The 12,168-nt window shown below is 68.4% G+C and carries 11 protein-coding genes; 2 read left to right on the forward strand and 9 right to left on the reverse strand.

Features of this window, described 5'->3' with window-relative positions; genetic code table 11:
* Window positions 1-41: 41 nt before the first annotated feature.
* Window positions 42-596 (forward strand): TetR/AcrR family transcriptional regulator, encoded by a 555-nt coding sequence (locus AUP43_RS07335; protein WP_232314910.1) that lies wholly within the window; start codon window positions 42-44, stop codon window positions 594-596.
* A gap of 46 nt (window positions 597-642) precedes the next feature.
* On the opposite strand, the gene AUP43_RS07340 is transcribed toward AUP43_RS07335, so the two are convergent.
* The 9 genes from AUP43_RS07340 to alr all read right to left on the reverse strand — a co-directional run bounded on the left by AUP43_RS07340 (window position 643) and on the right by alr (window position 10,913).
* Window positions 643-1,338 (reverse strand): response regulator, encoded by a 696-nt coding sequence (locus AUP43_RS07340; RefSeq protein ID WP_067554493.1) that lies wholly within the window; start codon window positions 1,336-1,338, stop codon window positions 643-645.
* The gene (locus AUP43_RS07345) at window positions 1,335-4,046 is read right to left on the reverse strand and encodes a sensor histidine kinase (protein ID WP_067554496.1); all 2,712 of its coding nucleotides are present in this window, start codon (window positions 4,044-4,046) and stop codon (window positions 1,335-1,337) included. Before AUP43_RS07345 ends, AUP43_RS07340 begins: the two co-directional genes overlap by 4 nt.
* Window positions 4,047-4,054: 8 nt before the next feature.
* Window positions 4,055-4,612, reverse strand: a complete 558-nt coding sequence (gene kdpC, locus AUP43_RS07350; RefSeq protein WP_067554499.1) for a potassium-transporting ATPase subunit KdpC — start codon at window positions 4,610-4,612, stop codon at window positions 4,055-4,057.
* A 14-nt stretch (window positions 4,613-4,626) separates the two neighbouring features.
* Complete coding sequence (gene kdpB, locus AUP43_RS07355; protein ID WP_067554501.1) at window positions 4,627-6,699, reverse strand: potassium-transporting ATPase subunit KdpB; 2,073 nt, start codon at window positions 6,697-6,699, stop codon at window positions 4,627-4,629.
* 11 nt (window positions 6,700-6,710) lie between these two features.
* Entirely contained in the window at window positions 6,711-6,902 is a 192-nt protein-coding gene (locus tag AUP43_RS07360) for a hypothetical protein (protein WP_067554504.1), read from the reverse strand.
* Between the two features lie 16 nt (window positions 6,903-6,918).
* A complete protein-coding gene (gene kdpA, locus AUP43_RS07365; protein ID WP_067554507.1) occupies window positions 6,919-8,616 on the reverse strand; it encodes a potassium-transporting ATPase subunit KdpA in 1,698 nt (565 codons plus the stop codon).
* A 15-nt stretch (window positions 8,617-8,631) separates the two neighbouring features.
* On the reverse strand, window positions 8,632-8,721 hold the full coding sequence (kdpF, locus tag AUP43_RS07370) for a K(+)-transporting ATPase subunit F (RefSeq protein WP_067554510.1): 90 nt from the start codon (window positions 8,719-8,721) through the stop codon (window positions 8,632-8,634).
* Window positions 8,722-8,837: 116 nt separating this feature from the next.
* Window positions 8,838-9,767, reverse strand: a complete 930-nt coding sequence (locus AUP43_RS07375; RefSeq protein ID WP_067554513.1) for a 2-hydroxyacid dehydrogenase — start codon at window positions 9,765-9,767, stop codon at window positions 8,838-8,840.
* A 12-nt stretch (window positions 9,768-9,779) separates the two neighbouring features.
* The gene (gene alr / locus AUP43_RS07380; RefSeq protein WP_067554515.1) at window positions 9,780-10,913 is read right to left on the reverse strand and encodes an alanine racemase; all 1,134 of its coding nucleotides are present in this window, start codon (window positions 10,911-10,913) and stop codon (window positions 9,780-9,782) included.
* Between the two features lie 164 nt (window positions 10,914-11,077).
* Here alr and AUP43_RS07385 point away from each other — a divergent pair, with 164 nt between their 5' ends.
* On the forward strand, window positions 11,078-12,166 hold the full coding sequence (locus AUP43_RS07385; RefSeq protein ID WP_067554517.1) for an NAD/NADP-dependent octopine/nopaline dehydrogenase family protein: 1,089 nt from the start codon (window positions 11,078-11,080) through the stop codon (window positions 12,164-12,166).
* Window positions 12,167-12,168 lie beyond the last annotated feature (2 nt).

Consider the following 12,168-nt stretch of genomic DNA (forward strand, 5'->3'; position numbering starts at 1 on the left):
GAGCAGGGATGGCGAGGCCACGGGAATTTGACGAGGACGCCGTGCTTGATGCGGCGGTGCAATGCTTCTGGAGCCGCGGCTACGAGGCAACGTCGATCCGTGAGCTAATCGAGAAGACAGGGCTGACCGGCGCAAGCCTCTACAATGCGTTCGGGGACAAGAGCGCCTTTTATCAGCGTGCCCTGGACCATTATGTGGAAGGCAGCATCAGTGCGCGCATCCGGCGTTGCGAGGCGATGGGGCCTCGCGAATCGATCGAGGCGTTTTTCGCGGAGATCGTGAAGCGATCGCTGGATGACACGGAGCGCAAGGGCTGCATGCTGGTGAACGCCGCGCTGGATGTCGCCCCCCACGATCCGGCGTTTCAGAAGGTCGTCGCCGGCGTGCTGTCGAGCATCGAAGCGTTCTTTCTGCGCCGGATCAGCCAAGGCCAGGCGGATGGCACGGTCACCCTATCGCACAGGGCCGAGGATTTGGCGCGCCATTTGCTGGGCGTGCTGATGGGGGTTCGTGTGCTGGCGCGGGTGCGGCCGGACCGGGCGCTTCTGGAAGGGGCGGTGAAGCCCGCGCTCGCGCTCCTGGCCGCCGACCAGTAACTCTCCTTCCGGCGTGATCATCGAGGTCGCCGGGCCAGCCTCACCCTCATTCCGCCGTCATCAGCCGGTAGCCGACGCCGATCTCGTTCACGATCAGCTTCGGCTCGGCGGCATCGTCGCCCAGCTTCTGGCGCAGATGGCCGATATAGACGCGCAGATATTGCGTGTCGTGCAGATGCGCCGGTCCCCAGACCTCGCGCAGCAGATGGTCGTGCGTCAGCACCCGGCCGGCATGGATGACCAGCAGGCGCAACAGGTCGAATTCCTTGCGGCTCAGCTTCACCGGCGCGCCGGCCAGCGTGACCCGGTGGGCCGCCAGATCGACTTCCAGATCGCCGATCCTGTGCAGCGCCTGGGCGGCCCCTTCCTCGGCCGGGCGGCTGCGCAGCGCGGCGCGCAACCGGGCCATGAACTCGGCGATGCCGAAGGGCTTGGTCATATAATCATTGGCGCCGCTATCCAGCGCGGCCACCTTCTCCGCCTCCGCCGCGCGCACCGACAGCACGATGATCGGCACCGGCGACCAGTCGCGGATGCGCCTTACCACCTGCTGCCCGTCGAGGTCCGGCAGGCCCAGATCGAGCACCACCAGATCGGGCGTCCGGGTGGCGCAGAGATCGATGCCCTGCTTGCCGGTCGCCGCCTCGATCACCTCGAAACCGTTCGCCTCCAGGCTGATGCGCAGGAATTTCCGGATCTGCGGCTCGTCGTCGATGACGAGGATACGGGCGATGCCGCTCATGGGGTGTCTCCCGCCTCGGCCGGCGCGGCGGGGACGGCCGGGCAAGGCAGCGTCACGACAATCGACGCGCCGCCGTCCGGCCCGTCCTCGACCCGGATCGAGCCGCCATGCGCCGCGACGATGCCGCGGCAGATGGCGAGGCCGAGGCCGGTGCCCGCTTTCTCCCGGTCGCCGCCGCGAACCCGGTAGAACATGTCGAACACCGCGGCGCGGTCAGCCGGCGGAATGCCGGGGCCACGATCCGAGACGCGAAGCTCCACCATCCCGTCCGATGGCCGGGCGGCTATCGTTATCGGCGTGCCGGGCGGCGCGTATTTAGCGGCATTGTCGAGCAGATTGGCCATCACCTGTTCCAGCAGCACGGCATCGGCGTGAAGCAGCGGCAAATCCTCCGCCAGCTCGACGGAAAGCCGAAAGGCGGCCAGCGGTTTCTTCAGCCGCTGGCGCGCCCGGCCGATCACATCGCGCAGATCGATCCAATCGCGCTTCGGCGTCAAGGCCCCATAGCCGAGGCGCGTCATATCCAGCAGATTCTGCACGAAACGATTCAGCCGCTCGGCCTCGTCCTGGATGGTTTCCAGCAATTCCGCGCGCTGCGCCGGCGGGATGCGGTCGCCATAGCTTTGCAGGCTGCCGGCCGAACCGAGGATGGAGACCAGCGGCGTGCGCAGATCGTGCGAGATGGAGGAGAGCAGGGCGGCGCGCAGGCTCTCGGTCTCGGTCAGCAGCCGCTTCTCCTCGATGTCGCGGGCGAGATTGGTGCGCTCCACCGCCAAGGCCGCCTGATCGACGACGGCGGAGAGCAGCCGGCGCTGCGCCATCGTCAGCGGCCGGGTTCGATCCGCGAAGCAGACGCCGACCAGCCCGACCGGCCCGTTCGGCGTGTCCATCGGCAGGAACAGCCAGTCCGAGCCGGGCAGGGTTTCCGAGGCCCAGCCCGCCGGCTTGTCATGCTGCCAGGCCCATTCCGCCGCCGCCCAATTGGCGGTGGTCAGATGATCCTCCGGGGGAAAGCCGGCGGCGATCTCCAGCCCGCCGGCCTTCGCCTCCCTGGGCAGCAGGATCACCGCCTGGCATTGCAGCGTGTTGGCGACATGCGAGACCACGGCCCAGGCGACATCGTCGATTTCCGCGGCACTCGCCACCCGCCGGCTGAACTCGTACAGATTGGCGATGCGCCGCGCGGTCTGGCGCGTATGGTCGGCCCGCTCGCGCAGCCGACCGGCGAGATTGCCGGTCAGCGTGGCGATCACCAGAAAGAAGAAGATCGTCAGCAGATCCTCGGTCTGATGGACCGCGAATGTGTGATAGGGGACGGTGAAGAAGAAATTATAGGCGAAGAAGCTGAGCAGGCTGGCGAGGATCGACGGCCAGAGCCCCAGCCGGATCGCCACCACCAGCACGCCGGTCAGGAAGATCAGCGACAGGTTCGGCACATCGAGGAAGAAGTCGGCCACGAAGGCAAGCGCGGTGGACAGCGCCACCGCGCCGGCCACCAGCAGCCCGTCGCGCAGGCTTATCGGGCGCTGAGTCTCGTCCGCGCGGATTGTCGGCGGGCTCGGTGCCTCCATGCTGTCCGCCGCAACGATGGTGACGTCGTAATGCCCCGCGCGGCGCGCCAGCCGCTCCGTGATCGAGGCGCGCAGCCGGGGCAGCAGGTGGGGGAGCCGGCGAGCGCGCGGCCGGCCGACCATCAGCCTCGTGACGTTGCGGCCGGCGGCGTAATCCAGAATCTCGTCGACCGTGTCGGCGGCCGAGGGCAGCGTCACCGCCTCGCCGCCAAGCTGCTCGGCGAGCTGCAGGGCCGCCGCCGCCTGGTCACGGCCCCGTTCGCTGGCCGATTCGGCGCGCAGCACATGCAGGGCGATCCAGGGCATGCGCTGGCGGTCGGCGGCGCGCTTGGCGGCGCGCACCAGCGATTCCGCCCCCGGCCCGTCGCCGACGCAGGCCAGCAGCCGGTCGCTGGCCGGCCAGGGGCCGGGGATCGCATGGGCGCGCATATAGCTGATCATCTGCGAATCGACGCGCTCCGCCGCCGCCCGCAGCGCCAGCTCGCGCAGCGCGGTCAGGTTGCCCCGGCTGAAGAAATGGTTCACCGCCCGGTGCGCCTGGTCGCGCAGATAGACCTTGCCGGCGCGCAGCCGCTGGATCAGCTCATCCGGCGGCAGGTCGATCAGCTCGATCTCGTCGGCCAGTTCCAGCACGCTGTCGGGCAGCGTCTCGCGCACCCGGATGCGGGTGATGCGGGCGACGATGTCGTTCAGGCTTTCCAGATGCTGCACGTTCAGCGTGGTCATCACGTCGATGCCGGCATCCAGCAGTTCCTCGACATCCTGGAAGCGCTTCTCGTGCCGGCTGCCGGGCACGTTGGTGTGCGCCAGCTCGTCCACCAGCACCAATGCCGGGCGGCGCGCCAGCACGGCGTCGAGGTCGAGTTCGGACAGCAGCCGGCCGCGATAGCTGAGCAGCTGGCGCGGAATCGCCTCCAGCCCGCGCATCAGCGCCTCGGTCTCCAGCCGCCCGTGGCTCTCGACGATGCCGATGACGATGTCGGCCCCTTCCTTGCGGCGGCGCTGGGCGTCTTCCAGCATGGCGTAGGTCTTGCCGACGCCGGGGGCCGCGCCGAGGAAGATCTTCAGCCGCCCGCGATGCTCGCGGGCGGCTTGTTCCAGCAGGGCCTCGGGTTGCGGGCGGTCTTCGCCTTCCATGGATCGCCTTATGGTTTCGTCTGGTCGAGCGCCAGGTTCAGCAGCAGCACATTCACCCGCGGCTCCCCGATGAAGCCCAGGATACGCTGCTCGGTGCGGGACTGCACCAGGGCGCGCACGGTCTGTTCCGGCAGGCCGCGGGCCTGGGCGACGCGCGGAATTTGCGCCCGCGCCGCCGCCGGCGAGACATGCGGGTCGAGCCCGCTGCCCGAGGCGGTGACCAGATCGACCGGCACCGCGCCCTCGATCCCGGCGGCCGCGACGCGCGCGCCGACGGCCTCGATCAGCGCGCCGGAAGTGACGCCCAGATTGGACGCGCCGGACAGCGCGGCGTCATAGCCCTCGCCGGCCAGCGAGGGGCGGGGATGGAAGTAACCGGGTTCGCTAAAGCCCTGGGCGATCAGGCTGGAGCCGATCACCGTGCCCTCCCTGTCGATCAGGCTGCCGGCGGCCTGGGCGGGAAACACCGCCTGGGCCAGGCCGGTCATCGCCAGCGGATAGGCCAGGCCGGTCAGCAGCGTCATCACGAATGTCAGCACCAGGGCCGGGCGGATAAGGTTGGACATGGGTTCTCTCCCTCTCAGAGCAGGCCGACGGCGTTGATCAGCAGATCGATGGCCTTGATGCCGACGAACGGCACGACCAGCCCGCCCAGGCCATAGACGGCCAGGTTGCGGCGCAGCAGGGCGGCGGCGCCGGACGGGGCGTATGTCACGCCGCGCAGGGCCAGCGGGATCAGAGCGACGATGATCAGCGCGTTGAAGATCACCGCCGACAGGATGGCGCTGCCCGGACTGCCGAGACCCATCACGTTCAGCGCCTGAAGCTGCGGGTAGATGCCGACGAACAGCGCCGGGATGATGGCGAAATACTTGGCGACATCGTTGGCGATGGAAAAGGTGGTCAGCGCCCCCCGGCTGATCAGCATCTGCTTGCCGACCATGACCACCTCGATCAGCTTGGTCGGATCGCTGTCCAGATCGATCAGATTGCCGGCCTCCTTCGCCGCCGGGGTGCCGTCATTCATCGCCACGCCGATATCGGCCTGGGCCAAGGCGGGGGCGTCGTTCGAGCCGTCGCCGCACATGGCGACCAGCCGTCCGTCCGCCTGTTCCTGGCGGATCAGCTCCAGCTTCTTCTCCGGCGTGGCCTCGGCCAGGAAATCATCGACGCCGGCCTCGGCGGCGATGGCGGCGGCGGTCAGCGGGTTATCGCCGGTGACCATGATCGTGCGGATGCCCATCGCCCGCAGTTCGGCGAAGCGCTCGCGGATGCCCGGCTTGATGACGTCCTTCAGATGGATCACGCCGGCCGGCTTGCGGTCGACCGAAACCACCAGCGGCGTGCCGCCGGACCGGGCGATATGCTCGACCGCCGCCGCCAGATCGCGCGGGGTTCTGGCCTTCGCCTCCTCGCCCAAGGCATCGGCCAGCACCGCGTCGGCGGCGCCCTTGCGGATGCGCCGCCCTATGCGCCACCCGTCCGGCAGATCGACGCCGCTCATCCGGGTCTGGGCGGTGAAGGGCACGAATTTGGCGTCCGGGCCGGCGGCCAGGTTAAGCGCGTATTTGCGCCGCGCCAGCTCGACGATGGAGCGGCCTTCCGCCGTCTCGTCGGCCAGCGAGGCCAGCAGGGCCATTTCCGCCAGCGCCCGCTCCGAGATGCCGGCGACCGGAATGAAGCCATCGGCCATGCGGTTGCCGAAGGTGATGGTGCCGGTCTTGTCCAGCAGCAGCACATCGACATCGCCCGCCGCCTCGACCGCGCGGCCCGACTTGGCGATGACGTTGGCCTTCGCCAGCCGGTCCATGCCGGCGATGCCGATGGCCGACAGCAACCCGCCGATGGTGGTTGGGATCAGCGTGACCAGCAGCGCCACCAGGAAGACGACCGGGATCAGCGCGCCGGAATAATGCGCGAAGAATTCCAGGCTGCCGACGACGATCAGGAAGATCAGCGACATGCCGACCAGGAGGATGGTCAGCGCGATCTCGTTCGGCGTCTTCTGCCGCTGCGCGCCCTCGACTAGGCCGATCATGCGGTCGAGGAAGCTTTCGCCCGGCTTCTGCGTCACGCGAACCACGATCCAGTCGGAGACGACCCGGGTGCCGCCGGTGACGGCCGAGCGGTCGCCGCCGCTCTCGCGAATGACCGGCGCGCTCTCGCCGGTGATGGCGCTCTCATCCACCGAGGCGATGCCGACAACCACCTCGCCGTCGGCCGGCACGATGTCGCCGGCCTCGACGAGCAGTAAATCGCCCTGCGCCAGCGCGCGGCTGGAAACCTCCTGGTAGGCGCGGCTTTCGGTATCGCGCACGCGCTTCGCCAGGGTCTCGCGCTGGGTGGCGCGCAGCGAATCGGCGCGGGCCTTGCCCCTGCCTTCCGCCACTGCCTCGGCGAAATTGGCGAACAGCACCGTCAGCCACAGCCACAGCGTCAGCAGGGCGATCAGGACGGTGTTCTCCGTGCCGCCCTGCATGCCGCCCTGGGCGATATCCGCGCCGAGCAGCAGGGTGGACAGGCCGGCGACGACGCCGGTGACGAACATCACCGGATTGCGGATCAGCACGCGCGGGTCCAGCTTGGCCAGCGCGGCCAGGCTGGCGTTGCGGATGAGCGTCGCATCCAGCAACGCCTCCTTCTTGGCGGTCATGGCGCGGTTCCTTAGCCGAAGATGGCGCGGGCCACGCCCGGCATGGTGTCCGCCGCCGAGAGCAGGCGGATGGCGATGATTGCCAGCAGGATCGTCCCGGCGCCCAGTACGGCGCCCAGGCCGTATCCGACGCGGCGCAGGACCGCGCCGAGACGCGGCAGGGTGACGGAGGGGGTTGGGAAATGATGACCGGTGACGGACATCTCTGGTCTCCTTGGGTTAAAAGCGGGTGCCGGCCAGCATCGCCAGATGCTCGGCCACCGGGCCGAGGGCGAGGACCGGGAAGAAGGTCAGGCCGCCGACGATCAGGATCGTGCCGACCAAAAGGCCGACGAACAGCGGACCGTGGGTCGGAAAGCTGCCGGCCGAGGGCGGCGCGATCTTCTTCGCCGCCAGGCTGCCGGCAATCGCCAGCATCGCGGCGATGAAGGCGTAGCGGCCGAGGATCATCGCCAGGCCCAGCATCACATTCTGGTAGGGCGTGTCGGCCCCGTAGCCGGCGAAGGCGGAGCCGTTATTGCCGGTGGCCGAGGAGTAGGCATAGAGGATCTCGCTCAGCCCGTGCGGCCCGGCATCCTGCACCGAGGCCAGCGCCACCGGCAGCACGGCGGCCAGCGCGCCGAAGCCCAGAATGCCGACCGGCATGGACAGCATGCCCAGCACCGCCAGCTTCACCTCGCGCGCCTCGATCTTCTTGCCGAGATATTCCGGCGTGCGGCCGACCATCAGCCCGGCGATGAACACCGCCAGCACGACGAACAGCAGCATGCCGTACAGCCCCGCGCCGACGCCGCCATAGATGATCTCGCCCAGCTGGATGTTCAGCAGCAGCACCAGCCCGCCTAGCGGCGTGAAGCTGTCATGCATGGCGTTGACCGAGCCGTTCGAGGCCGCCGTGGTGGAAACCGCCCAGAGCACGGAATTGACGACGCCGAAGCGGGTTTCCTTGCCCTCCATATTGCCGGCCGCCTGATCCACCGGCAGCGACGCCAGCAGCGGATTGCCCTGCATCTCGGCCCAGTAGGTCACGGCAAGGCCGGCCAGGAACAGCACGCCCATCGCGGCGAAGATCGCCCAGCCCTGCCGCTTGTCGCCGACCATGTGGCCGTAGGTGAGCGCCAGGCCGGCGGGGATCGCCAGAATCGCCACCATCTGGATCAGGTTGGAGATCGGTGTCGGATTCTCGTAAGGATGGGCGGAGTTCACGCTGAAGAAACCGCCGCCATTGGTGCCGAGCTGCTTGATGGCGATCTGAGAGGCTGCCGGCCCCTGCGCCAGAATCTGCTGCGCGCCCTCAACGGTCGAGGCATCGACATAGGCGGCGAGGTTCTGCGGCACGCCCTGCCAGACCAGCGCCAGCGCCACCAGGATCGACAGCGGCAACAGGATGTAAAGTACGCCGCGCGTCAGATCGACGGTGAAGTTGCCAAGCGTCCGGGCCTGCCGGCGGGCGATGCCGCGGGTGATCGCCACGGCGACGGCGATGCCGGTGGCGGCGCTGACGAAATTCTGCACCGTCAGCCCGGCCATCTGGCTGAAATAGCTCAGCGTCGATTCGCCGCCATAGGCCTGCCAGTTGGTGTTGGTGACGAAACTGACCGCCGTGTTGAAGGCCAGGTCCCAGTCCAGCGCGGTCATGCCGGCGGGGTTCCAGGGCAGCCAGTGCTGGGTCAGCAAGAGTGTGAACAGCAGCGCGAAGCCGGTCAGGTTGAACAGCAGCACGGCGCCGAGATAGCGGCCCCAGGATTGTTCCTCGGAGGCATCCGTGCCGCAGGCGGCGTAGATTGCGCGCTCGGCCGGGGCCAGAAAGGCGACGCGCCCCTCGAATACCTTCGCCATATAGGCGCCGAGAAACGGAGCGAGGGCCAGGATCAGCGCCAGGAACAGCAGGATCTGCAGCAGGTCGGTGGGAGACATGATGCTGCAGCCTCCCTAGAAGCGCTCTGGGCGCATCAGCGCGTACAGCAGATAGGCCAGCAACCCGGTCAGGATCGCCGCGCCGGCCAGAAATTCGAGAAGCATGGTTCGACTCCGCTGTGAAATGTCAGCGGTGCGAATGTCGGCCCTAAGGCCGTAAAGCTTCGATGCGGGATTCGGCCGGCGCGTGTAAAAACGGCGTAAACGCGCCGGCGGCGGCGCTAATAGCCGGCGGCGCGGTCGACCAGGTTTGGGATCGGCTCTCCCCGGCGCGCGCGCCGCAGCCCGTCCATGACGATACGGGCGGCGGTTTCCGGCACCGTCATGCTGGCGACATGCGGTGTTATGGTCACGCCGGGATGGGTCCAGAAGGGATGGCCGGGCGGCAGCGGCTCCTCCGCGACCACATCCAGCACGGCATGGCCGAGCCGCCCTGACTCCAGCGCGGCGATCAGCTCGGCCTCCCGCACCAGACCGCCGCGCCCGGCATTCACCAGCGACGCCCCTTCCGGCAGGGTGGCGAACAGGGCGGCATTCAGGATGCCCGCCGTGTCCGGCGTCAGCGGCAGCAGGCTGACCAGTATGTCCGAGCGGGCCGCGATCTCCGCCAGGCCCGCCGCGCCATGCAGGCAGGCAATGCCGTCCGCCTGCTTCGGCCGGCGCGACCAGCCCAGCACCGGGAAGCCGACCTGCCGCAGCAGCGCGCCCGCGGCCAGCCCCAGCACCCCCAGCCCCAGTATGCCGACCGTGCGCTGCGGCGGGTCGCGGCGCGTCAGCCCGCGCCAGAGCTGCTGGCGCTGCTGGGCGGCATAGCGGTGGAAGTCGCGGTGCAGGAACATCGTCGCTGCCAGCACATATTCCGCCATGCTGCGGGTCAGCGTTTCGTCCACCAGCCGCATCAGGGGCAGGCTTGCCGGCACTGCCTCCGGATGTTTCAGGAAAGCATCGACGCCGGCCCCTGTGGTCGCCAGGAACCGCAGATTGGGGAACATGTCCAGCGGCACGGGCAGCGGCGACATGGCGACGACGATCTCGATATCGGCAAGATTGCCGGCCTGCGGCCAGAGATGCACGATTTCGCCGGAAGCCTGGGCCAGCGCCGCCGCCCAGCGGGCCTGCCGGTCGGCCTGGCAATGCAGCAGGATCGCCATGGAGCAGCCTCCTCAGTCGCGATGCACGCGGGGCATGCGGCCGCTCATCATCAGCAGGATGTCGCTGCCGTTGGTCGCCTGCCAGCCGGCCAGGTCGCCCAGCGTGATGGCATGATTGCCGGCGCGGCCCAGGATCACCACCTCGTCGCCGACGCGCGGGTTCGGCACCTCCGAGAGGTCGAGCACCGCATGTTCGGAGGAGACGCCCAGCACCGGGGCGACGCGGCCATTGACCAGCATATGGGCGGTCCGCCCGGCGATGGGCGCGCGGTTGCCGTCGGCCCGGCCGAACGGCACGACGCCGGTGGCGCCGGTGACTTTGAAGGCGTGCTTGCCGTGCAGGCCGGGCGTCTTGTCCGCCGCATCGGGCGAGACATGGATCAGCCGCGAGCGGACGGATTTCAGCACCGGCTGCATGACGGACGGGTCGACCATGTCGGCCGGCAGCGGCGATTTGCCGTAGAGCAGCCCGCCGGGGGCCACCGCGTTGCAGCGGTCCTCGATGCCGGCCAGGATGCCGGCGCTGGAACGGGCCTGGGTGACCGGGATGGCGAGGCCTTCGGCACGCAGGGAATCGACGAAATCGTCGAACAGGTGGGTGCGGGCCTGCGCCCACTCGCGTTCCTCGGCATTGGTGAAGGGCAGGTGGGTGTATAGCCCTTCCAGCACGATGTTGGGCAGCGCCGTCACGGCATGGATGAAGGGCCGCGCATCCTTCAGCGCCATGCCCAGCCGGCCCAGGCCGCAATCCAGCTTGATGTAGATCTTGGTCGGTTCGCTGGCGGTGGCCGAGATTGCCTGCGCCAGTTCGATATTATGCACCGTCGGGATCAGCCGCTGCTCCAGCAGATCCGGCACGCCGCCGGGCAAAGTGCCGCCGAACATGACGATCTCGCAGTCCAGCCCGGCCCGGCGGATTGCCAGCGCATCCTCGAAGGAGCCGGTGGTCAGCGCCGGCGCGCCCAGCGCCAGCAGCCGCTTCGACACCGCCTCAATGCCGAGGCCATAGGCATTGCCCTTGACCGAGGCGATGACCCGGGTGCCGGGCGGCAGCAGGCCCTTCAGATAGCGGTAATTCGCGTCGAGCGCGGCGAGGTCGATTTCCATGAAAGTCGGGCGCGTGGGGGTCGGGGCGGTCGCGGTCATCGTCGGGTTCCTGAGCGGGAGAGGCGGGGTGGGGCGCATATCTCGCAAATGCGAAATTTAGCGTTGACGGGCAGCATGTCATCGCTAATGTATGGAGACCAGACAATTATTGTCTATAAAGCAGTCAATAAGGCGTAAGCCACAGCGAATAGGGGACTTTACGGATGAAGGTTGCCATTCTCGGCGCCGGCAATGTCGCGCTCGCGACCGCCTATTATCTCGCCAGCACCGGCCATTCAGTGCAGCTATGGTCGCCCTTTCCGGAAGAGCGCGCGGCCCTGTCCGGCGGCCTGCTGACGGCCGAGGGCGTGCTGTCCGGCACGGCGGATATTGTCGTGGCGGCGCAGGCGGAGAGCTGTGTGGCGGATGCCGGCCTGATCGTGATCGCCGCCCCGGCCTTCGGCCACGAGCCGCTGATGGCGGCCATCGCCCCGCATGTGACGGCGGCGCAAACCGTGCTGATCCACCCGGTGACCGGCCTCAGCTCGCTGCTGCTCTCGCGCCTGATGGCGGAGCGTGGCGTGGCCCCCACCATCGTCGACGCCTCGACCAGCCTGTTCACCACCCGCCGCATCACGGCGAATTCGGTGCGCATCCTGAAGGTGAAGGACGTGATCGAGATCGCGGCCATTCCGGCGGCGCGGGGGCCGCAGGCCCTGGCTCTGCTGGAGGGGCTGTTCGGCAAGCGGTTCCGGCTGGAGCCGAACGCGTTGACCGTCTCGCTGAACAACCACAACCCGGTCTATCACGTGCCGCCGCTGCTGTGTAACCTCAGCCGCGCGGAACTCCAGGAAGACTGGATGATCTGGAAGGGCATCACCCCCGGCGTCGCCCGGCTGGTGAAGCTGGTCGATGACGAGCGGCTGGCGGTGGTGCGCCGCTACGGCACCAAGGAAGTTTCGGTCGCCGATTATTTCCGCCAGGCGCATGGCGCCATCGGCGCCGATCTGCCGGCGATCTTTCTGTCGGTGGCGGAGAAGCTGAAGGGCCCGATCGGCCCGCAGAGCTTCGAGCACCGATTCATGACCGAGGACGTGCCCTACGCGCTGGTCTTCTTCCTGTCGCTGGGCGAGGCCGCCGGCATCGACATGCCGATCACCCGCAATTTTATCGAGCTGACCTCGGCGCTGTACGAGCGCGACTTCATGGCCGAGGGGCATACGCTGGACCGCCTGGGCCTTGGCGGGCTGACGCCGGACGCCATCGTCGCGCGCAGCATGAGCGGCTTTTCGGCTCCCCTGGCGGCGGAGTAAGC

The organism is Oceanibaculum pacificum, assembly GCF_001618175.1.
In the GTDB taxonomy this organism is placed as follows: Bacteria; Pseudomonadota; Alphaproteobacteria; order Oceanibaculales; family Oceanibaculaceae; genus Oceanibaculum; species Oceanibaculum pacificum.

What these genes read in the sequence shown, in the direction of transcription:
- AUP43_RS07340 (WP_067554493.1), bottom strand. Translation starts at nt 1,338, where the DNA reads ATGAGCGGCATCGCCCGTATCCTCGTCATCGACGACGAGCCGCAGATC.
- AUP43_RS07345 (WP_067554496.1), bottom strand. Translation starts at nt 4,046, where the DNA reads ATGGAAGGCGAAGACCGCCCGCAACCCGAGGCCCTGCTGGAACAAGCC.
- kdpC (WP_067554499.1), bottom strand. Translation starts at nt 4,612, where the DNA reads ATGTCCAACCTTATCCGCCCGGCCCTGGTGCTGACATTCGTGATGACG.
- kdpB (WP_067554501.1), bottom strand. Translation starts at nt 6,699, where the DNA reads ATGACCGCCAAGAAGGAGGCGTTGCTGGATGCGACGCTCATCCGCAAC.
- AUP43_RS07360 (WP_067554504.1), bottom strand. Translation starts at nt 6,902, where the DNA reads ATGTCCGTCACCGGTCATCATTTCCCAACCCCCTCCGTCACCCTGCCG.
- kdpA (WP_067554507.1), bottom strand. Translation starts at nt 8,616, where the DNA reads ATGTCTCCCACCGACCTGCTGCAGATCCTGCTGTTCCTGGCGCTGATC.
- kdpF (WP_067554510.1), bottom strand. Translation starts at nt 8,721, where the DNA reads ATGCTTCTCGAATTTCTGGCCGGCGCGGCGATCCTGACCGGGTTGCTG.
- AUP43_RS07375 (WP_067554513.1), bottom strand. Translation starts at nt 9,767, where the DNA reads ATGGCGATCCTGCTGCATTGCCAGGCCGACCGGCAGGCCCGCTGGGCG.
- alr (WP_067554515.1), bottom strand. Translation starts at nt 10,913, where the DNA reads ATGACCGCGACCGCCCCGACCCCCACGCGCCCGACTTTCATGGAAATC.
- AUP43_RS07385 (WP_067554517.1), top strand. Translation starts at nt 11,078, where the DNA reads ATGAAGGTTGCCATTCTCGGCGCCGGCAATGTCGCGCTCGCGACCGCC.